The sequence below is a fragment of the Niveispirillum lacus genome, assembly GCF_002251795.1.
Taxonomy (GTDB): Bacteria; Pseudomonadota; Alphaproteobacteria; order Azospirillales; family Azospirillaceae; genus Niveispirillum; species Niveispirillum lacus.
In genome coordinates, this window is the sequence record NZ_NOXU01000015.1 from 46,625 (window position 1) to 70,801 (window position 24,177).

General features: G+C 60.0%; 23 protein-coding genes. 14 read left to right on the forward strand and 9 right to left on the reverse strand.

The genetic code is table 11. The features are described 5' to 3' along the window. Positions 1–75 precede the first annotated feature (75 nt). The 6 genes from CHU95_RS01470 to CHU95_RS01495 form a co-directional block, all read right to left on the reverse strand. Complete coding sequence (locus CHU95_RS01470) at positions 76–3,387, reverse strand: flagellar hook-basal body complex protein (protein WP_094453014.1); 3,312 nt, start codon at positions 3,385–3,387, stop codon at positions 76–78. 272 nt (positions 3,388–3,659) lie between these two features. Then, entirely contained in the window at positions 3,660–3,944 is a 285-nt protein-coding gene (locus CHU95_RS01475) for a hypothetical protein (protein WP_094453016.1), read from the reverse strand. Between the two features lie 31 nt (positions 3,945–3,975). Next, entirely contained in the window at positions 3,976–6,042 is a 2,067-nt protein-coding gene (locus tag CHU95_RS01480; RefSeq protein WP_094453018.1) for a hypothetical protein, read from the reverse strand. After that, entirely contained in the window at positions 6,039–7,445 is a 1,407-nt protein-coding gene (gene flgK, locus CHU95_RS01485; RefSeq protein WP_094453020.1) for a flagellar hook-associated protein FlgK, read from the reverse strand. Before flgK ends, CHU95_RS01480 begins: the two co-directional genes overlap by 4 nt. Before the next feature lie 254 nt (positions 7,446–7,699). Further along, positions 7,700–8,005 (reverse strand): DUF2934 domain-containing protein, encoded by a 306-nt coding sequence (locus tag CHU95_RS01490; protein WP_094453022.1) that lies wholly within the window; start codon positions 8,003–8,005, stop codon positions 7,700–7,702. A 125-nt stretch (positions 8,006–8,130) separates the two neighbouring features. After that, positions 8,131–9,621, reverse strand: coding sequence for a class I SAM-dependent methyltransferase (locus CHU95_RS01495; protein WP_165771942.1), 1,491 nt, complete (start codon positions 9,619–9,621; stop codon positions 8,131–8,133). Positions 9,622–9,714: 93 nt separating this feature from the next. Here CHU95_RS01495 and CHU95_RS01500 point away from each other — a divergent pair, with 93 nt between their 5' ends. The 5 genes from CHU95_RS01500 (at position 9,715) to CHU95_RS01515 (ending at position 12,561) form a co-directional block, all read left to right on the forward strand. Beyond that, positions 9,715–10,299: a thymidine kinase gene (locus tag CHU95_RS01500; RefSeq protein ID WP_094453025.1), complete on the forward strand. Its 585-nt coding sequence runs from the start codon at positions 9,715–9,717 to the stop codon at positions 10,297–10,299. Positions 10,300–10,374: 75 nt separating this feature from the next. After that, on the forward strand, positions 10,375–10,851 hold the full coding sequence (locus CHU95_RS01505) for a YchJ family protein (RefSeq protein ID WP_094453026.1): 477 nt from the start codon (positions 10,375–10,377) through the stop codon (positions 10,849–10,851). A 91-nt stretch (positions 10,852–10,942) separates the two neighbouring features. Then, the gene (locus tag CHU95_RS22265; RefSeq protein ID WP_165771943.1) at positions 10,943–11,113 is read left to right on the forward strand and encodes a hypothetical protein; all 171 of its coding nucleotides are present in this window, start codon (positions 10,943–10,945) and stop codon (positions 11,111–11,113) included. A 40-nt stretch (positions 11,114–11,153) separates the two neighbouring features. After that, positions 11,154–12,200, forward strand: coding sequence for a ferrochelatase (gene hemH, locus CHU95_RS01510; protein ID WP_245837796.1), 1,047 nt, complete (start codon positions 11,154–11,156; stop codon positions 12,198–12,200). 169 nt (positions 12,201–12,369) lie between these two features. Further along, complete coding sequence (locus CHU95_RS01515) at positions 12,370–12,561, forward strand: hypothetical protein (protein WP_094453028.1); 192 nt, start codon at positions 12,370–12,372, stop codon at positions 12,559–12,561. Positions 12,562–12,693: 132 nt separating this feature from the next. Here the strand turns inward: CHU95_RS01515 and CHU95_RS01520 are convergent, their stop codons facing one another. Then, the gene (locus CHU95_RS01520) at positions 12,694–13,146 is read right to left on the reverse strand and encodes a YbaN family protein (protein ID WP_165771944.1); all 453 of its coding nucleotides are present in this window, start codon (positions 13,144–13,146) and stop codon (positions 12,694–12,696) included. A gap of 147 nt (positions 13,147–13,293) precedes the next feature. Between CHU95_RS01520 and CHU95_RS01525 the strand changes: the two genes are divergently transcribed. Continuing rightward, positions 13,294–14,217, forward strand: coding sequence for a LysR substrate-binding domain-containing protein (locus CHU95_RS01525; protein WP_094453029.1), 924 nt, complete (start codon positions 13,294–13,296; stop codon positions 14,215–14,217). Between the two features lie 24 nt (positions 14,218–14,241). Here the strand turns inward: CHU95_RS01525 and CHU95_RS01530 are convergent, their stop codons facing one another. Both CHU95_RS01530 and CHU95_RS01535 read right to left on the reverse strand, forming a co-directional pair. Beyond that, complete coding sequence (locus tag CHU95_RS01530; RefSeq protein ID WP_094453031.1) at positions 14,242–14,856, reverse strand: SCO family protein; 615 nt, start codon at positions 14,854–14,856, stop codon at positions 14,242–14,244. A 15-nt stretch (positions 14,857–14,871) separates the two neighbouring features. Next, positions 14,872–15,360: a copper chaperone PCu(A)C gene (locus tag CHU95_RS01535; RefSeq protein WP_245837798.1), complete on the reverse strand. Its 489-nt coding sequence runs from the start codon at positions 15,358–15,360 to the stop codon at positions 14,872–14,874. A gap of 738 nt (positions 15,361–16,098) precedes the next feature. On the opposite strand from CHU95_RS01535, the gene CHU95_RS01545 reads away from it, so the two are divergent. The 8 genes from CHU95_RS01545 (at position 16,099) to CHU95_RS01580 (ending at position 24,160) form a co-directional block, all read left to right on the forward strand. After that, positions 16,099–16,602 (forward strand): PAS domain-containing protein, encoded by a 504-nt coding sequence (locus CHU95_RS01545; protein WP_165771945.1) that lies wholly within the window; start codon positions 16,099–16,101, stop codon positions 16,600–16,602. A 682-nt stretch (positions 16,603–17,284) separates the two neighbouring features. Further along, the gene (locus CHU95_RS01550; protein WP_094453039.1) at positions 17,285–18,601 is read left to right on the forward strand and encodes a replication initiation protein; all 1,317 of its coding nucleotides are present in this window, start codon (positions 17,285–17,287) and stop codon (positions 18,599–18,601) included. A gap of 121 nt (positions 18,602–18,722) precedes the next feature. Next, on the forward strand, positions 18,723–18,935 hold the full coding sequence (locus CHU95_RS01555; RefSeq protein ID WP_094453093.1) for an alkylphosphonate utilization protein: 213 nt from the start codon (positions 18,723–18,725) through the stop codon (positions 18,933–18,935). A gap of 96 nt (positions 18,936–19,031) precedes the next feature. Next, a complete protein-coding gene (locus CHU95_RS01560; RefSeq protein WP_094453041.1) occupies positions 19,032–19,847 on the forward strand; it encodes an alpha/beta fold hydrolase in 816 nt (271 codons plus the stop codon). Between the two features lie 95 nt (positions 19,848–19,942). Next, positions 19,943–20,935 (forward strand): ParA family protein, encoded by a 993-nt coding sequence (locus tag CHU95_RS01565; protein WP_245837800.1) that lies wholly within the window; start codon positions 19,943–19,945, stop codon positions 20,933–20,935. Then, positions 20,925–21,773 carry a ParB/RepB/Spo0J family partition protein gene (locus tag CHU95_RS01570; protein WP_165771946.1) on the forward strand — a complete coding sequence of 283 codons (849 nt, stop codon included), beginning with the start codon at positions 20,925–20,927 and terminating at the stop codon, positions 21,771–21,773. Before CHU95_RS01565 ends, CHU95_RS01570 begins: the two co-directional genes overlap by 11 nt. 73 nt (positions 21,774–21,846) lie before the next feature. Then, positions 21,847–22,515, forward strand: coding sequence for a hypothetical protein (locus CHU95_RS01575; protein WP_094453045.1), 669 nt, complete (start codon positions 21,847–21,849; stop codon positions 22,513–22,515). 457 nt (positions 22,516–22,972) lie between these two features. Beyond that, positions 22,973–24,160 (forward strand): efflux RND transporter periplasmic adaptor subunit, encoded by a 1,188-nt coding sequence (locus CHU95_RS01580; protein ID WP_094453047.1) that lies wholly within the window; start codon positions 22,973–22,975, stop codon positions 24,158–24,160. Positions 24,161–24,177: the final 17 nt, after the last annotated feature.

The window sequence follows — 24,177 nt, forward strand, 5'->3', positions numbered from 1 at the left end:
CCCGGCCCCACAGGAGGGAGGCCGGGATCGACACGCCATGCAGCTAGGGGTAAGGGGCCGCTGCCACCCGTCAATTTACCGCTTCAGGTTGATCGTCTCCGTCAACATTTCGTCGGTGGTCGTGATCACGCGGGTATTTGCCGTATAGGAACGCTGTGCCACGATCAGTTTGGTGAACTCCTGCGCGATATCAACGTTCGATCCTTCGATGGAACTGGCGGCGATCACACCGGCGCCATTGACACCGGTAGAGGTGAATCGGGCACGACCACTATCCGCCGTTTCAGTGAAGGTACCGCCCGTTTCACGGGACAGGGCGTTGGCGTTGTTAAACAGCACCAGGGGAACCTGGGCGATCACCCGCTTGCGGCCATTATCATAATTGGCGACCACATCACCATTTTCGCGGATTTCAACGTCACGGAACGTGCCCTGGGCGCTGCCGTCCTGAAGCAGGGAAGTGACGTTGATCGAACTGCCTTCATACTGCGTCAGACCAGTGGCCTCACCGAACGTACCCAGATCCAGCGTGATACGCTGCGGCCCGTTGCCATAATCCACCGTAAAGGTGACCTGCGCCGGCTGACCGCTTTCGGTGACAGCGCTCACCGTGGCGTTGCCGGTGCCGATATTGGCCGAGGACAGGCTGGACAGGGTACCAGCTTTGGCCTCTTCGCCATTGGGCAGGCTACCGCCGAAATTCAGGGTGATGTGCGGCGGCGTCGTCCCGATGTTGGAGCTGGGCTCACCCAGGAAAGCGATACCATCCTGGTTACTGGTCATGGTGATGACACCGCCAACCGAAGTGGCCTGCACCGGAATACCGCTTTCCTGATTGACCTTCAGGGCCAGGTTGGCGGCGATTTCGTCCAGCGACACTTCGTTGCCGGTCGTGGTGTAGGTGATGGTCCGGTTGAAGTTCGGCGCGACCTCCTGTGTCCCATTCAGAGTGATACTGGCATCCTTGGCCGTCAGCAGGATACCTGTGGTTACACCATCATCCTTGACGGCGGACGCCGTGAACGGGGCTCCGAAATCATTGCCAATCCGGGTAATGATGTTATCCAGAACGCTCGCTGCCGTGGGGAAATCACCGATATTCTGTTCAGTGATCTGCACCGCATAGGTGGTGCCGTTCATGGTCACTGCATAGCGGTTGCCAACCACGGGAGCAGCGGTGGTGGACGAAAAATCGAAGAAGGAGGACGAGGGGTCGGTGGCGCGGTCATCCGTGCCGGTCACCCGGAACGGGGTGTCGACCGCACCAGCAGTCAGCACCAGCTTGGTACCGCTGACCGTCGCCGTGACGTCGGCGCTGGTGATCGCCGGGAGGAACAGGTTGGTCAGGGCATCGGACTGCGTCGGCGGCTGCGTCGGTAGACCGTCCAGGTCGGCCTGGGTCAGCGGACCGTAATTATAGGCCGTACCGTTGATGGTAACGCTGTAGACATCACCGACCTTGGGAGCGGTGTTGGGATAGGACACTTCGGTCACCTGTGCCGCCGTGGCCGATGGCTGGGTCGTGGTCGTGCCTTCCAGAGCAATCGGATCAACCTGTGTCGTGGTCGGACTGCGCAACGTCACCGAATAGGTAGCGCCGACATCACCTGGGACACCGGTGATCGAAATGCGCTGGGTCTGGCGCGAACCGGTAATATTTCCCTGAACCGCACTGACAAAGGTGGTGTTGTCCGCCGGCGGGGCATTGCTGACATTGGCCTGCATGAAACGGTCACGGGCGCTGACGGTGAAGGCCGTATTGGTGGCATCGGCCGTCAGGATCAGCTTGCTGTTGGTCACAGTGGCCGTGACACCCAGCGACTGTGCGTTGATATCTGCCGCGAACGCGGTCAGTTCAGTGTTCATGTCGTTGCCGGCGACCGGCGAGTAGGTGATGATCGTGCCGTTGATCGTCACCGACATGTCGTTTTCGTCGCTGGTGATATCCCGATTAGGATAGGCCAGTTCTGTCACCTGGGACGCCGAGGAGGATGCCACCGTCGTCGTCGTGCCCGACTGTTCACCGACACTGAAGCTGTCCCCAACTGTCGTCCCGCGCAGGGTCAGGGTGTTGCCGGTAACCGATGCGATCACTTTCTCAGTGGAGGAGTTGGCGTTAATCTGCGCAGCAAGCGCCGTAACCACACCATTCAGATCTTTTAGCTGTCCGATATTGGCTGCCGTGACCTTCACCGTATAGGTCTGGGTGGTGTTATTGTCGACATTCAGCGTAAACGTGTCGCCGATATCAACGGAGCTGCCAGCAAATGTAATCACCGACTGCTGCTGCTGACTGGCTGTGGCTGCTGTCGTCACCGGCGCGTTAGCGGTGTTGACGGTGGGCGTGGCGTTGGCGACGCTGGTCGTCAGCGTGAAATCGTCGCCCGCCGTGGTCGAAGCAATACGCAGGCGGCCGTTGGACACGGTCGCCGTCACACCCACGGGCGGCACGGCACCGTTGATCTTGTCGGCCAGCGACTGGGCAACCCCGCTCAGGTTGGATAACTGCGAGGCATTGTTGGTGGACACGGTTTCAGCGAATTCGACGCCGTTGACATTGACACGGTACGTATCGCCAATCTTGAAGGCGCCATCGCCGTTGGGCGAGGTGAACTGCACTTCTTCGATCTGCTTGCGCGGGGCCACGCCCTGGGTCAGCGAGGTGGACTGGGCCGACACCGGGAAACCATCCAGATTGCCGGACAGCGGCAGACTGCCCAGCGCGCCCGGCGTATCAATGGACAAGCGCCAGGCGCCGTCGGTCTGACCAGGGCGCCAGCCCAGCGTGATATCACGGCGGGTACCGGCAGCGTCATAGATCGGAATGGTGGTCGGCTGGATCGGCTGACCCGGCGTTGGGTTGGTCGGCAGGTTGGCGCGCAGCTCGATCGTCTTGGTAGAGACGGGGCTGTCGATATCAGCCGTGACCTGGATTGGCGTCGCCGAAGTGGAGAATGAGTTCGTCGCTTCACTGTAGATATAGCCGTTCAGGGCGAAGCCAGAGCGGTTGACGAGAATGCGTTCATCATTCAGTTCAAACGAACCGTCGCGGGTATAATAGCGCTCACCGGTCGGGATCGAGACGCCATTCACTTCCGTGAGACGGCTGACATTAAAGAAGCCCTGTCCGCGGATCGCGAGGTTCGTTGTACGGTCCACCGTTTCGATATTGCCGGCCACGCTGTTGGCATAGCTGGGACGGGCGACCACGCCGCCGGGATTGTGAACCCGGGAATTGGATTGCAGCACCAGGTTGGTGAAGGCGGTATCGACGCGCTTGTAACCGGTGGTGCGGGCGTTGGCGATATTGTCCGAGATATGACCCAGTGCGGCGGCCTGGGCCTGAAGGCCGGAGATACCGGTGGTCAAGGATCCGAAGATGCTCATGGAAGGGCTCCCGTTGGGATGATGGCGTGTCGCAGCCTATTGAGCAAGTTCGATGCCAACTGAGGGAATATCCATCAAATATTTGTTTTCATTGTACTTTTTAAATAAGAGCCCCCCGGCATTCCCTGCCCTCTGGGCCTTGGTCACAGCGCACTGGGCGGAATTTGCCGGGGCCTGCGGTGCCTTTTTGCCGGGACAAACAGGAAAGGGGCCGAACCACCTGGCACGTGGTTCGGCCCCTTGCGCGAACGCGGGCGAATTGATGTTAACAGTCAGTTGGGGCGTGGCGGCACGGCGAACACCCCCGTGCGCACATCATTGGCCATCCCTTCCAGGAACTCCGCCGTGGTGCCCACCCCATGCTTGGCCAGCAGACCATAAATGGCTGCCGTCACAGACATGGTGCCAATCATGTCATAGGGAACACCCTCGCGCGCTGCATTCACCCAGAAGGCGTTGAACTGGTCAAAGAGCCGCGTGCGGATGGCTTCATCCGTGCTGGGCGCACTGGACGGGGCGGGGGTCGCGTCAAAACCGTGGGGGGAAAAGGCGTTCATGTCGGTTCTCCTTTGATGGGCTGGTTGTGCTTCAGGCAAGAAAGTTGATCAGAGAAAGGGACTGCAACCTGCCAGTGATGGTGTAGCTGGCCTGTTGGGTTGACAGGGCGGCCTGCAGGCGCACGGCGACCTCGTTCTGGTCGATACCTTCGATACCGGCCAGTTCGTTCTGCGCCTTGGCAACACCGTCCTGGTGGCGGCTTTGGGCGTTATCCATGGTGGCGGCGGCATTGACGACGCGGGCATGGACCCCGCGCAGCTGGTTCTGCGCATCGGTCAGCAGATTGCGCCCTTCCTCCATCAGCTTGGAATAATCGCCAGGGCGCGAGATCGCGGCGGTCAGCCGGCGCAGGCCACTGACCAGCTTCTGGATCGCCGGATCATTGCTGCTGACCCCATAGCGCACGGTGAGGTTGTCATCGACCTGCAACTGCGCGGTGTCGTAGGCTGCGGAAACCTGCCGGCTCGTCTGATACTGGGTATCGTAGAACGGCAGGCCCGGCGGATCGACAATGCCTTCAAACGTATCCTGTTCGGCCAGCGGCGGGATTTCCCGGGTGATCAGCTTTGTCCGATTGCCGGAATTGTTGATATCCGCCGTGGTCTGGAACTGGCTGTTATTGTTCTTGGCCGTCAAGATAATGTTGGTTTCATCGGCAGGATCGATGCTGGCCGTCACGGTTGACGTGCTGTCCGCGTTGATCTGGCCCGTCAGCTTCTGCGCCACCCAGCCTGACATCGACAATTGGGCATTTGCCGGCTGTGTGGCGTTATACTCTTTAAGCTCGTCAAAATCCTTCGGCCCGACCACATAGCTATACTTAGTCGGCGGTGTAATGATGATTTGCGGCGGCGCATTTTCATTCTGAACGATGGTGCGGGCGCCAACCGACATATTGAACACATCGCCGATATCAGCCTGGGCGCTGTGCAGTTTGACATTGTCGATCTGAGGCTGGCTGTCGCTCGCTTCCTGCACGGTGAAAGGCGCATTATCGGCATCAATGGCGGCAACGGCCGGCAGCACCGTATTGGCATGTGTGCCACTCTCGTAGACACTGCTGGTCAGCGTGAACCGTTCCTTCACGTCATTGCCGATGGCCGTCACCATGCCATTGGACACCGAAAGGGTGACATTGAACGGCGGATCACTGAACGCCCTCATCTGATCGACAAGGCCGGTGCCGCTGCTGTTGGTCAGCGCCTCTTCCAACGAGCCTTCGTTGCCTGTGGTCGTGTAGGTAAAGCGCTTGCCGTTTAACACCATTTCATAGGTGTCGCCGACATTGCCGCGTTCCCCGATCAACGTCGACCGGGTGATCTGTTTGGCCGCGACGATATCGTCCACGGGTTTGGTGTTGTAACGGGAACCCGCGAACAGGTAGCGGTCGCCAACCCGCTCATTCAGCAGGGATTCCAGTTCCACCGTCATGCCGCGCACCACCTCACGAGTGGAGGCAAGCTCAGGCCAGGTGACATCAAAACTGGAGATGCCGGAACCTTCCAGGCTTTCGACATTCAGTTTGATGACTGCGCCATCGCCCGGTCCACCGCTGATGATGAAACGGTCGGAATCCACCTGCGGCGGTATCTGTTTCAGGTTGATCGTATTGGTGGCCCGGCCACCCAAACCATCGGTGACGGTGACATCGAAGCTGCCGACAGGCCCATTGCGGCTGGGGGTCGAGGTAACGGTGTAGGTGGCTTCGGCCTTGAAGCTGCTATTGGTGAGATCGACAGCCACTTTCATGGCGCCGCTGGACTGATTGACAACCGTGCTGACGCGGGGCGCACCAGGGCCCTGCGGCAGGCGGGTCGTGCTGGCCAGTTCGGTGGCCATGTCGGCCATCCGTTCCATCAGCTTGTCGTACGATTTCACTCGCGTCATCGTCTGGTCGATGGTCTGCGAGTAGCTCTGCCGCCGCACCAGCTCCGACTTGAGGTCCAGCAGTCGCTGCGACTGCGTGCCGTAAAAGGAGACGTCCGTGGATTTCTTGCCGGTATTGAGCTGCGCCGACAGGTCGTCGATGGTGCTCTGGCCACCGGTAAGTGTACGGATGGTGTTGATGTAGCTGCCATAGGCACTAATGCGGGTCATCTGACGATCCCCTCAATGGCATCCAACATGTTGTTGACCGTCTGCATCACGCGGGCGGCGGCGGAGTAGTTGCGCTGAAGCACCTGCAACATGGCGATTTCTTCATCCATGTTGACGCCGACATTGTTCTTGTAGCGGGTGTCCAGTTCGTCCTTGAAATCGGTGGCAATCGTCGCCTGTTCACTGGCCACCTTTGAATTGGTGCTCCATTGGCCAATGATCGTGCTGACCATGGAGGCATAGGAAACCCCGGACGCCCGCAGGCCATCGGCGTTCAGCGAGCGACCCGTGGCTTCCATGGCAGCAGAGACGCCTTGAGCAGCACTGGTCTTCACCACCAGATCGCCCGACAGAAGACCGGGGTTCAGTTCGATATTGCCGGCACCGGTGCCGATGAAGAAGCGGTTGGGCAACTCGCCCTCTGCTACCGGACTGGCGCTGTTATAAGCGTCGGCGAAACTGGTTGGCTCACCCGGCTTGGTGGTACCGAGGAATGCCTCGGCAACCGCTTGTACCTGGGAACGCAGCTTGCGCAGGATCTCAGCGCCAGGCAATGCCGCTGCCGTCTGCGGCGGGTCCAAGGTGGACCCGTCGGCGCGCAGTTCGAGCAGCGCACCCAACTTGCCGTCACGCACCATGCTGGTCAGGTCGCGGTCAGAAGCGGATGAACGCAACTGGCCCTTATCATAGCTGAACGTGACAGGGGCGGCGTCCAGCAGCGACATGCCCGAAGTGGTGAAGATCGACAGTTTGCCGTCTGCCCGCTCGATCGTGCGCACACTCATCATGCTGGCGACCTTACGGACCAACTCATCGCGGCGATCTTCCAAATTCATGGTCGGATCACCGGCAGCCCGCGTCGACATGATGTCGGCATTCAAGTTGTCAATATCGGCGAGAGACCGGTTCAGTTCCTGCACTGCGTTGCTAATGTCAGCATCAAGCTGCTTCTCGATAGCGCCAATGCCATCATTCAAGCGGCGCAGTTCGCGGGACAGATCCTCGCCATAGACCACAACCTGACCCTTGGCCACGGTGCTTTCCGGCGTTGCTGCCAGTTCCTTCCAGGCCGTCTGGAACTTGTCCACCGCATCGCTGAGCGGCGGCGTACCGCCGGTCGTCCCCAGCAGGTCAGTCGCCCGCTGCATATAGGAGGACAAGGTGGTGGCGCTCGACTCTTCCGAAATGGTCTGTTCAAGCTGTACGCGAAGGGCAACATCCACCTGGCGCTTGTACTGCGCGATGGTAGAGTTACCCTGATTGTCGACGGTCTGTTCCAGCGAGTGCCGGGAACGGTTGGGATCTTCCGCACGGGCCACATTCTCAGCAACCAACCCCAACTGCCCCTGGATCAGGCGCAGACCGTTGCTGGAGTGATTGAGAACGCCGAAGAGGCTGGTCATCGGACGGGTCCCTTGTTCTGACGAAAACGTCAGGACCGATCCCCATGACCGGCCCGCACCATCAAATGCAACAGGCGGGCCAACTCACGATGTCATTGATTTTTATGGATTTACAGGTGTCTTCAGGGGGGCAGGATCGACCCTGGGCAGAATCTGCCCCCTGGAAAATGCTGGAAACGGCAAGGATGGCCGGGTCTGAAAAAGCGAACCCCCGCCGGAAGAGGCGGGGGTATAGGAGGCTGCGACCATACGGATCAAGCCGAATGGACCGCCGCAGACAGCAGTGACAGGCGGCTGCGCACAATCTGCTCGGCCAGCAGCCAATGTTCTAGATCGCGGCCTGCGGGCTGCCCCTCGGAAAGCCACAGCAGATAGGCCTCTTCAGCAACTTGGTCCGTCGTCGGCTCCACAACAGCGGCGCTAGACAAGACAGCGGGAGGCGCTGACTTCTTCACACGGGGCTTGGCAGGGGCCTTTGACTTCTTCGCTGGTGGGGCGGTCACCACGGGTTCAGTGTCAGATACGGACAGGGCGTCGGACTTGGCGGTTTTGCGCGGCATGGGCGTCTCTCCATCGCAGGGGCCTAGGCGGCTGGGCGCAGAAATGATGGTGCACTGCAACCGCACAAATATCCACACAGATCCTTAGGATTAGGCCGATTTTCTGGCCACCTCATACCGTAGTATTACCGCGCCGCACCCAACATCTGCAGGATCGGCAGGCGACGCTTGGCAAACACTTCCCAGCGTTCACCCAGTTCCGCCTTATGCCGATCGGCTGTCGTGATGGGTTTGCCATCGCGTAGCACCCGCTGGCCCACCTTCTCCAGCCTATGAAAGGCATGAAGCACGGGGTCCGTTCCGCTGGACAGGGCGGCGAGGAACAGCTTGCCCACCCGATCCACCGCAATGCCACCACCGGTGACCGGGCTGGCCAGTGCTGGCATCCGGTCGGCGGTCGCAGCATCGGCCAGAAGCAGGTCATTCAGCCGGGAACAGCTCTCCTGCCGCGCACTCAGCCCGTCGTCCGGCAAACAAGGTGCAATCAGCTCCAACGCCCGCAGGGTCGCCAATGCCGCCTGCCCCTCTCCATCAAGCCCGGAAAGCAGGTCTGCTTCCGTCCGGGGGCCCGACAGCAACACCGTCAACGCCGCATGGGCCGTGTCGAACGGCACGTCGATAGGACGGGTTGCCACGGTTGCCCGGCGAGGGAGATCGCGCGGATGCCCCACAGCGGCCCAGCGACGTTCCGGTACCGCGCGGTCACCGCTACCGTCGCGGATGAACAGGTCCCGACGGAAGGGCCGGTTGGTCAGGTAGTCGCGCAAAAGTTCGGCAAAGTTCGGATCATCGGCGGCCGTTTGCCCCCCAACGGTAAGGATGATCTCGCTGAGCGCCGCCTCCTCCCACCGATCAGCCGCCCGGCCCTGTGCCACCAGTCGCAGACCAGCAGAGGCCAGCGCCTGTGCCACATCCGTGAAGTAAGCGGGATGCCAGCTCTCATTGAAATATTCGTGGGCCAGGTAATCCACGGGGCGCTCCATCAACGCTTCCAGCCTTGTGGTCACCGTGGGATTGACCCGGAAGTAGCCGGCATCATGGGCACGCAGCCTGTCGGCCAGTGCCAGGGCGCCGGCGATCCGCGCAGACAATCCCCCCTGCCCCCGTTTGGCTCCGGCCAGCATCAGTTCCCGTAAGGGCAGATACTGCGCCCAACCTGGCAAAACATTATAGCCCAGATAGACCAGCCCGCCGGGCTTCAGGTGCCGGTCCAGGAAGGTTACGATCTCCGCACGCTGTTGCTGCCCTACCCAGGACCAGACACCATGCAGGGCGACAATATCAAAGGCAGGAAGGTCGGCTGCGGCATAATCGGCAAAACCCAGCGAACTGACCGACAGGTTTGATAGGCCCGCACCATCGGCCAACCATCGCGCATGCTCAACATGGGCAGTGTTGATGTCATTGCCCCAGAACCGCGCCTGTGGATTGGCCGCAGCCAGCAGCGCCAAGCTGAAGCCCTGGCCAAAGCCCAGTTCACAATAATCAAACGGCTCCCCCGGACTGATCGGCGACCGTTTGCCTAGAACCTCGGCCATGGGCCATGGCTGCAACTCCGGATGAAAGCTGTAGGTATACCCGATCTCTGTCACATACCCATCGGTCCACCCCTGCATGATCCCCTTCCCCGGCCCGGTCCACCCTGTTTTCATGGCACGATCACGTGAAGTCGGCTATGGAAAGCCCCGACCCATCGACAGGAAACAGGCATGCGCTACGGAAAGCTGGAAGTCATCTGCGGACCCATGTTCTCCGGCAAGTCCACGGAAATCTTGAAGCGCGCGATCTGGTACACGCACGGCACCGGCTCTCACATCATGCTGCTGAAGCCAGCCTTTGACGTACGTTATGCGGAGAACCGGGTCGTCAATCACGATGGTATCGGTTTTGACGCCCTGCCCATCACCCGCATGCCTGCCGTACCGGACACAATCAAGGCTGTCTTCATCGACGAGGTACAGTTCTGCGTGGACCCACACTACCACGGCGATGTGATCGAGGATGTGCGCACATTGCTGCACAGGGGCATTGATGTCGCCGTGTCCGGCCTGGATCTGGACTGGCGCGGCCGGGCCTTCCCGGTGACAGCTACGCTGGCGGCCATGGCGGATGGGCTGTGGAAGCTGAAGTCCCGCTGCGCCGTCTGCGGGCATGAAGCGCACAAAACCTTCAAGAAGCACCGCAATGACCGCACCGTCGAACTGGGGCAGGCCGATCTCTATGAACCACGCTGCAACCTGCATTGGCATGACCATAGCGAGGCGCCGGGTCGCGAACTGTCACTGGATCTGTGATAAGCGCACTGGTGAACCTGTGCCCAATACGCTATCCCGCCCGCAAGTGATCGACTTCCAAGAATGAGTGAGCAAATGAGCAAGTGCCCCTGCGACAGCGGCCGTGAATTTGATGCCTGCTGTGGCCCCTATCTGGCCCGTACCGAACCAGCCCCGACGCCCGAAGCGCTGATGCGGTCGCGCTACACCGCCTTTGCCAAGCAGGATGTCAACTACCTGGGCGAAACCCTGCTGCCGGGCACACAGGATGATTTCGATGTGGCCCAGGTCACCGAATGGGCATCCAAAAGCATCTGGACCGGCCTGGAAGTTCGTTCCACGGCTGACGGCCAGACCCCGGACGAGGCCTATGTGGAGTTCGTGGCCAAGTTTACGATGGACGGCAAGGACCTGATCCATCACGAAACCGGCCGTTTCAAGCAACAGGATGGTCGCTGGTGGTATGTCGATGGCGTGATGGGCCAACGTCCCCGTACGGTCATCAAGGTTGGCCGCAACGATCCCTGCATCTGTGGATCGGGCAAGAAATTCAAGAAGTGCTGCGGCGCCTGATAGGCAGGGCCTATCATTGCCATTTGTTCAATCGATTTCCCTGTTGCCGTCCTTCCTGACATCCTGCGACCATCGCGATGGAGGAAGGACGATGCAACGCAAATCCCTGGAAAAGCTGATACAGTCCCTGCACCGCTATGGTGCGGGACTTTCATCTGAAAATGGCTGTTTGGTCATTGAAGGTTTGGCCCCAGCGGATATCTTGATGCAGGCGCACCGTCACCGCAAAGCCCTGGCGGCAATGGTGCGCGCCCGTTCCTGACCGGAACGGCGACCCCATTCCTGCCAGAGTGTTTTCAGAATTGACCCAGAACAACCCCTCGTCCCCCCTGCCCGCTGGTCATCCGCCTGTCCGGGCACCCAAGATCGGTGTGTTGCTGATTAATCTGGGAACACCGGAGGCGACTGACTACTGGTCCATGCGTCGATACCTGTCCGAATTCCTGTCGGACCGACGGGTGGTGGAAGTACCCCAGGCCATCTGGCAACCAATTCTTCAGGGCATCATCCTGACCTTCCGTCCCCGGAAGAGTGGCCATGCCTATGCCGGCATCTGGAACCGCGAGTTAAATGAGAGCCCCCTGAAGACCTTCACCCGCGCGCAGGCTGAAGGGTTGCGCGCGGCACTGCATGGGGGGCCCGCAGGCTCCGTCCTGGTGGAATGGGGCATGCGCTATGGTCAACCATCAACAGCCGCGGGTATCGACAGCCTGATTGCCAAGGGGTGTGAGCGTATTCTGCTATTTCCGCTGTATCCGCAGTACAGTGCCACCACCACGGCCACCGCCTGTGACCAGGCATTCCGGCATTTGATGACCTTGCGCCGCCAACCGGCGATCCGCACGGTTCCGACCTATCATGACGACCCCGCCTATATTGACGCGCTGGCCGCTGGGGTTACGCGCCACCTTGATAGCCTGTCCTGGAAGCCTGATCGCATCATCGCTTCCTTCCACGGGCTGCCAAAGATGTATCTGGACAAGGGTGATCCATACCATTGCTACTGCCTAAAAACCGCCCGTCTGCTGCGGGAGAGGCTGGGCATGGATGCCGACAGGTTGACCCACGCATTCCAATCCCGTTTCGGCCGGACAGAATGGCTGCAGCCCTATCTGGAACCGATGGTCAAGGCGCTACCGGAACAGGGCGTGAAGAAGTTGGCTATTCTCGCCCCCGCCTTTGTCAGCGATTGCGTCGAGACGTTGGAAGAAGTGAACCAGGGCATCCGGGAGACCTTCCTTACCGCTGGGGGGACCGACTTTACCTACATTCCGTGCCTGAATGAGCATCCTGACCATATCAACCTGCTGCGTGCCATCGTGGAACGCGAACTGGCCGGCTGGCTGTAATTTATCCTTACCGTTTGGGGGGCACCAACAGAGCGGCATGTCACTTTGCCCGCACTCTGGTTGTCGCTGCTGCCCCCAAATCTTGTCGGACAGGCCGGCACAGTCGTGATGATTGCCGTGACCGAAAAGGCCGACTATTCTGAGGCCTCATTATTCGCGGATCAATGCCATGGAAGTCACCATCGGGCCCGATGGCACCATCAGTTTAACGGCTGAGATGCTGGCGCATCTGCGCACACGGCCGGGCGAAAAATTGTCGGTTTTTCTGACAGCTGATCACCGTCTGGAACTGGCTCCACCAGCGAAGGCCCCCGGCGAGAAACTCTTGCAAACGATGCTGGGCCGGACCGCGAAGCCATGAGGGGCGGGCAAAAAGAAAGCCCATGTGTTGGCGACCATGGGCTTTTGAAGTTTCCTTGTGAAGCGCGCCGTCCAAGGTCCGGTCGCCTAATACATATCTTTTAATGTCTAACGCGCACGACCGAGCGCAGGTCTATAGACGGTCAATGTTTCTGCGAAACTCTGCTCGACCCAGAATCCTCACCTTTCGGGTTTGCGGCGGCTCTGGTCGCGTCACTAAGTAAAGTCCGGCAAGGACCATGACGCCGATACCAGCACCAGCCAGCCAGGAATGCGGACCGGCACTGAACACAAGCAGCACGGCGGCCAGAAGCAGGCTGCTCAACGCCGCCAGTTTTGCCCGCCTTGTCATGGCCCCCTGCTCCATGAACAGTCTCAGAGGCGCCCCAAATCGGGGATGGTTTAGCAACCGTTCCGCACGATGATCGCCTAAACGCAGCAAACACCAGACGGACAACAGCAGAAACACGGTTGTTGGCATCACCGGCACCACCATTCCGACCATACCCAGCAGCAGAAAGACACTTGCCCCTAGCCGATAGACGGCCCGCGTCAGGATAGCGGGCGGTGCCCGATGAGACTTCATGATGATCCTCCTGCCAGCACTTGCGACGTCGCAACCATGGCATGACAAAACCAATATCTGACCGTATCGCCCTCGGATTGACCGGTACAATTGATTGTTCAGATGGTTATGATTGGTGCCACCTATTGCGCATCTGCGAGAGAAAAGATGAATCTGCGTGACCTGCGCTATGTCATCGCCGTTGCCGACCACCGGCATTTTGGGCGGGCGGCTGAGGCCTGCAATGTCAGTCAGCCAACCCTGTCGGGCCAAATCCGCAAACTGGAAGAAATGTTGGGGATCACCCTGTTCGAGCGGACGAACAAATCGGTTATCGCCACACCGGCTGCGGCGCAGATTGTACCCTTGGCCCGGGCCGCTGTGGAAAATGCGGACGCCATCGCGGCACTGGCGCAAGGATGGCGCGACCCACTTTCCGGTTCCTTACGGCTTGGGGTCATTCCAACCCTTGGTCCCTATCTGATCCCCCGGCTTCTGGGTCCATTGAAACGCGAGTATCCGCAATTGGACCTCGTCCTGTGGGAGGACATCACCGACAATCTGTTGAGCAGACTGCGGCGACACGATCTCGATGCGGTGCTGCTGGCAACAGAGGTGGATGATGACGATATCCACAGTCTGGCGCTGTTTGAGGAACCATTCCTGCTGGTGGTTCCCGACGCGCATCCGCTGGCGGAACAACCGGTGATCTCGGAGGCCGCGCTGCAGGGTGTTGAGATGCTGGTTCTGGCCGATGGACACTGCCTGCGTGACCAGGCCCTGGCGGCATGTCATCAAGCGGGGCCCGGTCGTGCTGACCTGCGGGCCACAAGCCTGGAGATGCTGCTCAATATGGTGGCTGCTGGTTATGGCTGCACCCTGGCGCCCGCCCTGGTCGTGGCAGGGCGCAATGTGCCGGTGCCGGGAACCGTTGCCCGCCCGCTGCTCCCTGGCATAGCAGGGCGTACTGTGCGCCTCGCGTTCCGCACGACCTTCCCTCGACGCGGCGCTGTCGAAGCGGTAGCAGAAAGTATTCAATCCTTACGGCTTGGGGGAGGGGGACATGTGATCACCCAAAATGCTTCCATTTGAGGCGATCACACGTCCAACCCGTCGCTAACCCGCCCGCACCCGCCGGATCCATTCGACCATTTCACCGGGATTCACCCCATGGCCGAAGACACGGACAAAATCGCCGTCGCGGTTCATCAGGTAGATGAAGGCGGAATGGTCCATCAGATAGTCCGTGGTTCCTGCTTCCTCCGCCGAGATTTTCTTGTAGTAGGCGCGATAGGATTTGGTCGCTGCATCTATCTGTTCCGGTGTACCGGTCAGACCGCGGATCGCGGGATGAAACAGGCCGACATAGCCGGCCAACTGCGCCACCGTATCCCGCTCCGGATCGATACTGACGAACAGCGCTTGGGTGTCAGCCAGTTCTTCTGGCGTAAGCTGATCCAATGCTTGTGCAATCAGTTGCAGATCCGTGGGGCAGATATCCGGGCAGAAACTGTACCCGAAATAGACCAGGGAGAGTTTGCCTTTCAGAATGTCCTGGGTGACTGGCTGCCCCAGATGGTCAGTCAGGGTGAAGGGGCCGCCAATGGCGGCCCGCCCATGCCCCTGCTCTGTCCGCTGCGGTGACAGTCGGTCGGCAATCAGGGCTATGGAGCCCAGCAGTACGGCAGTCGCCAGTACGGCCAGGCCGGTCCAGAAGGTCCGGCGCCTCATCAGCAGGCGATTGGCTTAATGATGATGGCCGGCATGGCCGTCATGACCATGGCCCTTCATGGGCGCCATCGCCCCCGGACCCTGAACCGGAACAGTCACCGGCACCTCGCCAGCCTTCTCAAACTTCAAGGTCAGGGGGAAGCTCTCACCCTGTTTAAGGGGGGCCTTCAGACCCATCAACATGATATGCAGACCGCCGGGCTTCAGTTCTGTCGGCGTGCCGGCAGTTACAGCGATACCGCCTTCCACGGGCCGCATCCGCGCGATACCGCCTTCCATCAGATGGGTGTGAAGCTCGACGGTTTCAGCCACCGGGCTGCTGGCGCCCAGCAGCTTGTCAGCCCCAGCATCGATCGACAAAGTCATGAAAGCGGCACCGGCCTTAGCTTGCGGTGCCGAGGCGCGTGAGAAGGGATTGGAAACGCTGATTTCTGCCTGAGCCGCACCAACGAAAAGCAAAGCGGCGGCAGCAGAGACAACGAGGTTACGGGCAAAAGTACGCATGGTCAGTATTCCCATGGGTGATTGATTGGATGCAGTGGGAAGGGCAGGGCGGATCAAAGACCCGGCGGCCCTCGCGCACCCAACCCGGCAATCCAGACCCGTTGGCCGCTCACCAAGGCGGTGACGATGCCGGCCGCCATTACACCCCACTGCCGGGGCAGGGGCATTGCAACAGACCCGGTCGGTGCCGACAGGGATGGCAATAAACCAAACGGGCACGCTGCGACCTGATCCAGGTGCGTCGCCGTTTTCGCATCACCCTGGCCTGGTTCAACCAAGCCACAAATTGTTAAGGATAATGCGCCACGGCGTAAGGCCTGAACGTCCGGCATATAGCCACGCGGTATCAGCGCAACAAATAGCAATGCCGTCAGCAGCCCCCACACTGCCCAGCTTTGCCACCCGCCCTGTCTGATCATCATGGCGCTGTTCATGCCACATGCGATGCCATGTCTGAGCCTGCCTGTCCAATGCTCAGTTGTCGCAATGATTGACCGCGTCCGGTCCTTCTCCGCGCTGGCGGCCATGGCGTAAACCAGCTTCAGGTTTGTCGGTAAATGCGACGTCGCAACCAGATATCGCTACTGCGACTTATTATGAGACGATATTCCGAGTTGCCAGCCTTGGTAGGGCCCGTCATCTTGTCTCGGCCAACCAGTCAGGTTTCTCATGGGTACCGTCATTCTCACTCGTCTGGCCGCACCGTTCGGCATGTGGGAAACCCATGCACCGGAGCCGATGGCCGATACACCCGACATGATGGTGACCCTGTGTGACCACTGGCGTAGCTGTAGCAGCGGCAGCGAAATTCCTCAGGCGATGGACTTTACCCCGGTCGCCCTGCGTAATATGGCGGGCAATCTGGCCCTGGTTGATCTACGCCTTGGTGTCGATCACGCCCGCTATCTATGGGCTGGACCGAAGCTGGTAGAGCTATTTGGCAGCCCCTTGACCGGACGGCTTCTGTCGCATTGCTATAGTGGGCAGACTTTAAAGGAAGTCCGCGAGGCTTATCGCCGGATGCTGAGCGTGGCGGGCCCTGTTTTCAGTGACCGGCGTTTCCGGGTCTTCAGGAAAAAACTGGGCTATCACCGGCTGCTTTTGCCTTTACTTGACGACCGGCATGAAATCGGATTCGCCATGTTGATGCTGCTCCCCAAGGGCGAACTGCGTTCGGCCGCGGAGTGGCGGGTGCTTGAAATGGAATTGGATCTGGCCCAGGCGCTGCGCTCTCTGGACTGACACCGATCATCCTTACCGTTTGGGGGCGCCCCCAAACGGTAAGGGAATCGGATAATCCTTACGGGCTGGGGGCAGGCGCGATTGCGGCGGCCAGTCTATATGTTTAATCGTCAGTCCTTACCGCTTGGGGACAAAAAACACGCGGATTACCATGGTTGTTGCATCTGGATTGGCTGTGTCCACCATCATCCGCGACACCTATCCTTACATCCTGGGGGATTGCATTCCTTACCTCTTGCGGGAGAAGGGCCAAATCCCCCATGACCCCCAAGCCGTAAGGACGCCCCCACGCTGTAAGGATGCCAGGCGGATACTGGTGCCGGAGTCGCCAATCCCCCGATGCGTAAGGAATGGTTGCCGCGAGTCGCGAGTAGTTGAGGACACGGTGCCTATGCATGTCCCTCTCTTCCTCACATTAAATCCTCTCCTGATTTTGTTCCAAGATTCTAACTAAAGATTCTAGGCCTCGGAGAGCCGCGGATTTGCTGCTGTTTTCAGCGATATTCCTTACAGGTTGGGGGTGTGTATTCATACCTGCCGGGGGCGTTTACCCTGCGCCCCGGGGCGTAAGGTGCGCCCCCACCCGGTAAGGCCGTGTGATTCCCTGTGGAAAACACCTTTCCTTACTTGCCTTGGCTGTAAGGAAGGGACTAGCTTGCCGGTAGGGAACAGGGGAACCAGCATGCCATCGAGCCGGAGAAAGACCAGTATTGCCGATCCGGTGCGCGATCAGGCGTTGGCCGCCATTGTACCCTATGTACCCAACGCTGGCGATCCCGGTGTGGTCATTGATGTTGACGGTAGCCCCGTCGACGCAGAAGCGGCGCAGAACCTGCCAGCGCTTGATAGGGCAGGACAGACGGCACGGGTTGCTGCGGCCACGTTTGAGCGCGATGGATATAAACACCTGATCAAGGCGGCTGAAGCCGTCTATTCCTACCCGGCTAATGGTTCACGTCTGTCCTTGCCTGCGCAGAAGATGTTGAATTTTATGATCCATCTGGCCGGCAGCCAGAACTTCGCCAACAAACTGTACCGCCTGCCCAAAAAGGTGGTCCGGGGCAATCACAAGGGCAATGAACGTATTTTCGATGCATTGAAGGAGATCTACGAAAGTTCCCTGGTCGTCATTGGCCCGTTTCGCGGTCGCCGCAGCCGTGCTGAACTGCGTATCCTTTCCTCCTATGTCCGGCCAGAGGATGAGGTGGAGATCGATAGCGCTGATATTCATTTTCAATTCACCGATGCCTTTCTGGAACTCCAACGTTCCTCACAGCTTTGGGCACGCCTCTCCGGGCCGGCCATGGTGAAGGTCACCAGCACCTATGCTCTGAAGCTCTATGAGATCGGGATGCAGCGCTATCAGATGGACCACCCGTCCTTGACACTGGATATCGAAACCCTGCGTAAACTGCTGAATGTGCCGGAGGGGGCATACAAGGATTTTGGCATTCTCCGCACCCGCACCATCGACCGCGCTATGGCAGAGGTGAACCAGCTTGCCCCGTTCCGGGTGGAGATGCCGGAAGACAAAATGAAACGCAAGGGCCGCAAGATTGAGGAAGTGACCCTTGATTTCCACGCCAAAGATGAGGATGAGGCGGCCGATACGTTCCTGGAGCGTGAGCGTAGTTCCACAGGCCGTAAGACGCGGCGCGAACCGGTTGAATCCGCCAAGCCCGGACTGACACTGTCCCGTTCGCTGCCTGAACCGGCTCCGCCGCTTCCGGATGCGGATGATGCCGAAGCGCTATGGGCTGCTGCCCGCCATGCGTTGAGCCAGAAGCAGGTACCAGGGCCTCTGCTGCGCGATCTCAGCGTGGTGGGTATTGAGGAAACGGCAAGGGGTACCCGCAAGTTGGTTCTGCGCGCTGGCCATGCTGCGACGGCGGAAACTGCGCGGCGCAGCCACGAGCCCACGGTGCGTTTAGTCCTGTCCTCGCTGACCTCAGGTTCCATTGCTGAGGTCGAGTTTCTTGCTGCACGCAACGGACGTTGATCTGGTCAGCATTTCAACAGATGCACATTGAAGCCGGTTGGCGATGTGCATTCTTCAATCCAGTCCGCCCACACCGCTGTTCTATGGTCCCGCACCGCTGAAAGCAGAAAGGGTGCAGGTGATGGACGTCAAGGATTGCAACGGCAATATCCTGGCCGAGGGTGACAGCGTCACCCTGATCAAGGATCTGAAGGTCAAGGGTGCCAATGTCACGTTGAAGCGCGGCACAGTGGTGAAGAATATCCACCTGACCAGCGATCCTGAAGAAATTGAAGGCAAGGTGGAGAAGGTGAAGGGCCTCGTATTGAAAACCTGCTTCGTCAAGAAGGCCTGATCTGACCGCCTGCTGAACAGGGGGCGAAAGCCTGGATGTTCCCTGACACGGTTCCGGTGATGCTGCCGGCGCCATATCAGGATCAAGGAGAGGGCGATGGTGCGGTTACGGCGCGGATATGCGGATGGTCCCTTTGGCCAAATCCATTTCTGGGACGGGGCTGTTGGTAAACCGCTGGTTCTGGTGCACCAGGCCATCATGTCGGCCAACGAATACGATCATGTATTCCAGCCCTTCCTAACGCGCGGCATACGCCCGATTGCGCTGGACCTGCCTGGATTCGGCCTTTCCGACCCGCCTGCGACACCGCCCAGCATCGCTGATTACGCCGCTGCCATTCCGGCGCTTCTGAATGCCCTGGGCATCGAACGTGCCGCGATCGGTGGCCATCATACGGGCGCGCTGGTTGCTAACGAGGCCGCCAATCTTTACCCAGACCGGATCAGCGCCTGCATCCTGGGGGGGCCACTGCTGATCCCGGACAATGTTCGTCAGGCTTTGATCGACGACATCGTGACGCGGGAAAAGGCGTTCAGAGCAAAACCTGATGCCGCCCATATGGTGGAGGTGGCCAAGCTCCGCGAGCGATATGCCGCCGGTACCGTCAGTCTGGATCGCATCACCGAGTATGTGGTGCAGGCGATGCAGGCTTACGCCATGGGCGCCTACTGGTACGGCCACGCCGCCGCCTTTGCATATCGTCAGGAAGCCCCCCTGATAGCCCTACGTCAGCCCACCCTGATACTGACCAATACCGGTGACATGATCTATCAGGCTGCCTTAGAAGCCCACCGCCTGCGCCCCGATTTTGCCTTCCATGCTATCGAAGGCGGCGGCATCGACATTCTGGACCAACACCCAGTCGAATGGGCCAACGCCGCAGCAGACTTCCTGCAGGGGGTGGATTACTGAAGGCCCTGTTGACGCCTCACAACCCCACCAGTTGACATACCGTCAACCGATCCCTATGCTGCCGGTTGAGAAGCAGCCACAAGCGGTTGGGGGCGATGATGGATGGGGCGGCGTTGCGGGCTGCGCGGGAAGCGCGGGGGGATACGCAACAGGCCTTTGCCGAGTGGCTGAATGCCCGCCTGGGCCGCCGGTATGACAAGGGCCGGGTTTCACGCTGGGAAGGCGGAACAGAGAAGATCCCGCAGGCCGTGGCCGATATTGTCGTGGCGCCGGCTCGGCGGCAGCGGGACCGTGCGACCATTATTGCCATCTCGAACCAGAAAGGTGGGGTGGGCAAGACCAGCGCTGCCGTCAACATCGCGGCCGCCCTGGCCGCGTTGGGTCAGCGGGTGCTTCTGGTTGATGCCGATCCGCAGGCCAGCGCCACCGTCCATCTGGGGATTTCGCAGGCTGATGCCTCCGATGCCGGGCGCACCACCTATCATGTCATGCTCAAGGATCAGCCCGTGTCCGGTGCGGTGATGCCGGTCTGCGATGGGCGTTTTCATCTGCTGCCGTCCACCATCCTGCTGTCGGCGGCGGAAACCGAACTGATGGCCGAACCGATGGGCACGCTGGTTTTGCGGGAGAAACTGTCCAGCGTTGCGCGCTCTTATGACTATATCCTGCTGGATTGTCCGCCGCATCTGGGCATGATGACCTTAAACGCTTTGGCCGCCGCGACCGGTGTGCTGATCCCTGTTCAGACGGAGATGCTGGCCATGATGGGTGTGCCGCTGCTGTTGGACACGATCGCCAAGGTGCGGCGCCGGGGCAATCCGGACCTGTCGATTATTGGTATTCTGCCCACCATGTTCACGTCACGCCATACCCAGGATCGGGCCACGCTGGCCGATCTGACGGAGCGGTTCGGTGGGTCGTTACGGATCTTCGCACCGGTCCCACGATCCACAATTTTCCCGCAATCCGTAGCCGCTGCTATGCCGACGGTGGATGTGGCAACCGATCAGGCGCTTGTTGCTCCCTTCCGCGAAGTGGCCAATTCCCTGATTGAAGCCGACCAGACGGAGGAAGCCCGTGTCGCGTAAACTTGCCCGCACCAACCCGGCGCTGGCGCCGGCCACGGCCCTGGTGCCACGCGACAGCGGGCTGAACCGGTTGTTTGGAACATCAGCGGATTTTCCGGAACTGGTGGAATTGGACCTGGATCAGGTCCGCCCCAATCCCGAACAGCCCCGTCGGCATTTTGACCCCGCTGCCTTGTTGGAACTGGCTGACAGCATTCGGCATAACGGCCTTTTGCAGCCAATCCTGGTGAAGAAGCATAGCGAAGGTGGCTATATCATCGCGGCGGGGGAGCGGCGGTGGCGCGCCCATGGCCTGCTGGGCAAACCCACGATTTTTGCTGTCGTCACCAAAGGCGACATTGAAGAAGTGGCGTTGGTGGAAAATCTCCAGCGTCGGGACCTGGATGCACTTGAAACCGCATCCGCTCTGGCTCGGCTGGGTGAACGGCATAATTACGCGCAGGAACAGTTGGCGGCCATTGTCGGGCTGTCCAAATCGGAGGTTTCGCGCCTGCTGGCGCTGCGTGGCTTGCCGGAAAAAGTGCAGACCGAGTATCCGGCCTTTCGTGACCGGGTGACAAAAAGTCACCTGTTTGTATTGGCGGACACCGAAGGGGAAGACGCGCGTTTGGCGCTGTGGGCGCGCATCAAAGATGGCGCCACCATCAAGGAATTGCGCGTCGCCAAACAAAAACCGGCGGTGCCAGTGGCGGCGACGGAAAACTCGGTGCTGGCTGTTGCCCGCAAGTTGGGTCGCAGCCTGGATAAGCTCTCAGACCGTGCGGGTCGGTTGGCCGACGATGAGGTGGCCTCGTTGCGGGCCCTGCGGGACCGGATTGATCGTTTGATCCAGGGGTGACGGTTGCGACGTCGCAAGTAAGCCCCCAGACGGTAAGGATCGGTGGTCGTTCCCCCAGGACGTAAGGATGAGGATGGTGATGCGGACATGGATCGCTGTGGTGCTGGCGGGCCTATGGTTCACGGCGCCTACAATGGCGCAGAATACCGCCAGTTCCGGCCAACCACCCGTGGTACAATCCGCAAAGCAGGTTAAAGTCGAAGGGTTCCGCAATGCACGCTTCGGCATGACCGAGGCGCAGGTGCGTGATGCCATTGGTAAGGATTTTAAGCTGTCGGGAGACGCAATCCAGAAGCTGGAAGACCCGACAGAACGCACCAGCGCCTTGATCGTCAAGGTCAATGATCTGCTGCCGGATAGCGGCCCTGCGGTGGTTGCTTACCTCTTGGGGTACAAATCCAAAAAACTCTTCCGGGTGAACGTGATCTGGGGGCAGGAAATCGGATCACCCACGAAGCCACAGCAGATAGTGGGGACCGCGAATTCTTTACGGAACTATCTGGTGGCACAAGGTTATCGCCAGGAAGGTCTGATCCTCAATCAATCATTGGGCCCTGACAATATTCTGGTCTTCCAAGGCACCGATCAGCAGGGCCGCCTGACGGAATTGGTTCTGGGCATCCTGAAAAAGCCCCCAGCTCAGCCAGATGCCCAGCCGGAAATCGCCGGTGCCAGTTTGCGCTTGTCCTATGTGGAAAAGCCGGCTGAACCTGATATCTACCGGGTCCCAGGCGGGTTCTGATCACCCCATCCTTACCGGCGGGGGGAATCCTTACCGTTCGGGGGCAGACAGAATGCGCGGCGGGCCTGTCGGATTCCCGGTTTGCCATCCGTCTTTCCGGGAGTTGCCAAGGGTTTGCCCGGCGGCTGGCAAGCGCGGCGCTTTGTACACAGATTTTTTTGCTTCAACATAGGTAATTTTGCAACGGGGCTTTGCCCATTGCGGGGAACCCGTACGGCCGTTTTGTGATTGCGATCACTTGAAATGGCCCCTGGTAGGCCGATAAAGACCCCGCAACCTAACAGGCCGCCGTCTCGGCAGGGCGACCAATGGCACAATCCAGGCGCTTTATCACGAAAGTGGTAAAGGGTTTGGCTTTTGTCACCATACCCATCGACGTCGCTTCGTGATACATCCGACATCGGATGTAATTACATGACCAGCGACGCTGGTAACGACCTCGTTCAAGGAATTCATCATGCAGATCACCCCGCGGCTTTCTGGCCCCCTCATCCTCCTGGCTCTGACACTTACCGCCTGCGGTCAGGATACAGGTGGCGGTGGGCAGGGCATGATGGGGGCAATGCCGCCGCCGGAGGTGGCGGTTGTGGCCGTGAAACAAGCGCCGTTTACCTTGACAGCGGAGTTGACCGGTCGCGTCACGCCTTATCGTGTGGCGGAAATACGGCCACAGGTCTCTGGCATTATCAAAGACCGGCTGTTCATCGAGGGGACAGATGTCAAGGCGGGGCAGCCGCTTTACCAGATCGATCCGGCCCCCTATCGCGCTGCCCTGGCACAAGCACAGGCCGACCTGAAAAGTGCAGAAGCACAATTGACGGCTGTTCGGGCCAAGGCCGCCCGCTACAAGGATTTGGTCGCGGTGCGGGGCGTCAGCCAGCAGGAATATGATGATGCCATTTCCGACCTTGGCGCACGCGAGGCGGCGGTCGCCGCCGGCCGCGCCGCTGTGGAAACCGCACGGATCAACCTGGACTACGCCAGTTTATCGTCCCCGATCGACGGCCGCATCGGCCGTTCGCGTGTCACGCCGGGGGCGCTGGTGACCGCGGGGCAGGCGGAGATGATGACCAGCGTCACGCAGCTTGATCCGATCTATATTGACCTGACGCAGTCCGCCGATGCCGTTGCCGCACTGCGCCGCCAGGTGGCATCGGGTGAAGCGACGATCGCTGACGGCGGCAAGCTGAAAGTGAAACTGATCATGCCCGATGGCACGCCCTATGCCGAAGAGGGCGTCCTCGACTTCTCTGACATCACTGTGGATGAGGGTACGGGCACTGTTGGTCTGCGCGCCACGTTCCCGAACCGAAATTTGGAATTGCTGCCAGGTATGTTCGTCCGTGCGATTGTCGATCAGGCAACCCGAGCCGACGCCATCTTGGTCCCACAGCAGGCGGTGATCATTGGACCCGGCGGTGTGGCGACCACCATGGTTGTCGGCGCCGACGACAAGGTGGAAATACGTCCTGTCTCTGCGGTCAAGGCCGTGGGGGACCAGTGGGTGGTCACCACTGGGCTGACCGCGAATGACCGCGTGATTGTAGAGGGCGTGTTGAAGGCGGCCCCCGGCGCACAGGTCAAGCCTGTTCCCTATAATCCGGCCCCGGCCGCTGCGGGTCCTGCCCCAGCGCCGGCCCGCTGATCGTTCCCGGAGTGAAC

What these genes read in the sequence shown, in the direction of transcription:
- CHU95_RS01550 (WP_094453039.1), top strand. Translation starts at nt 17,285, where the DNA reads ATGCCATCGAGCCGGAGAAAGACCAGTATTGCCGATCCGGTGCGCGAT.
- CHU95_RS01495 (WP_165771942.1), bottom strand. Translation starts at nt 9,621, where the DNA reads ATGCAGGGGTGGACCGATGGGTATGTGACAGAGATCGGGTATACCTAC.
- CHU95_RS01490 (WP_094453022.1), bottom strand. Translation starts at nt 8,005, where the DNA reads ATGCCGCGCAAAACCGCCAAGTCCGACGCCCTGTCCGTATCTGACACT.
- CHU95_RS01515 (WP_094453028.1), top strand. Translation starts at nt 12,370, where the DNA reads ATGGAAGTCACCATCGGGCCCGATGGCACCATCAGTTTAACGGCTGAG.
- CHU95_RS01520 (WP_165771944.1), bottom strand. Translation starts at nt 13,146, where the DNA reads ATGAAGTCTCATCGGGCACCGCCCGCTATCCTGACGCGGGCCGTCTAT.
- CHU95_RS01545 (WP_165771945.1), top strand. Translation starts at nt 16,099, where the DNA reads ATGGCCGATACACCCGACATGATGGTGACCCTGTGTGACCACTGGCGT.
- CHU95_RS01555 (WP_094453093.1), top strand. Translation starts at nt 18,723, where the DNA reads ATGGACGTCAAGGATTGCAACGGCAATATCCTGGCCGAGGGTGACAGC.
- CHU95_RS01500 (WP_094453025.1), top strand. Translation starts at nt 9,715, where the DNA reads ATGCGCTACGGAAAGCTGGAAGTCATCTGCGGACCCATGTTCTCCGGC.
- CHU95_RS01575 (WP_094453045.1), top strand. Translation starts at nt 21,847, where the DNA reads ATGGTGATGCGGACATGGATCGCTGTGGTGCTGGCGGGCCTATGGTTC.
- CHU95_RS01525 (WP_094453029.1), top strand. Translation starts at nt 13,294, where the DNA reads ATGAATCTGCGTGACCTGCGCTATGTCATCGCCGTTGCCGACCACCGG.
- CHU95_RS01505 (WP_094453026.1), top strand. Translation starts at nt 10,375, where the DNA reads ATGAGCAAGTGCCCCTGCGACAGCGGCCGTGAATTTGATGCCTGCTGT.
- CHU95_RS01565 (WP_245837800.1), top strand. Translation starts at nt 19,943, where the DNA reads ATGATGGATGGGGCGGCGTTGCGGGCTGCGCGGGAAGCGCGGGGGGAT.
- CHU95_RS01580 (WP_094453047.1), top strand. Translation starts at nt 22,973, where the DNA reads ATGCAGATCACCCCGCGGCTTTCTGGCCCCCTCATCCTCCTGGCTCTG.
- CHU95_RS01560 (WP_094453041.1), top strand. Translation starts at nt 19,032, where the DNA reads ATGGTGCGGTTACGGCGCGGATATGCGGATGGTCCCTTTGGCCAAATC.
- CHU95_RS01480 (WP_094453018.1), bottom strand. Translation starts at nt 6,042, where the DNA reads ATGACCCGCATTAGTGCCTATGGCAGCTACATCAACACCATCCGTACA.
- CHU95_RS01470 (WP_094453014.1), bottom strand. Translation starts at nt 3,387, where the DNA reads ATGAGCATCTTCGGATCCTTGACCACCGGTATCTCCGGCCTTCAGGCC.
- CHU95_RS01475 (WP_094453016.1), bottom strand. Translation starts at nt 3,944, where the DNA reads ATGAACGCCTTTTCCCCCCACGGTTTTGACGCGACCCCCGCCCCGTCC.
- CHU95_RS22265 (WP_165771943.1), top strand. Translation starts at nt 10,943, where the DNA reads ATGCAACGCAAATCCCTGGAAAAGCTGATACAGTCCCTGCACCGCTAT.
- flgK (WP_094453020.1), bottom strand. Translation starts at nt 7,445, where the DNA reads ATGACCAGCCTCTTCGGCGTTCTCAATCACTCCAGCAACGGTCTGCGC.
- CHU95_RS01535 (WP_245837798.1), bottom strand. Translation starts at nt 15,360, where the DNA reads ATGCGTACTTTTGCCCGTAACCTCGTTGTCTCTGCTGCCGCCGCTTTG.
- CHU95_RS01530 (WP_094453031.1), bottom strand. Translation starts at nt 14,856, where the DNA reads ATGAGGCGCCGGACCTTCTGGACCGGCCTGGCCGTACTGGCGACTGCC.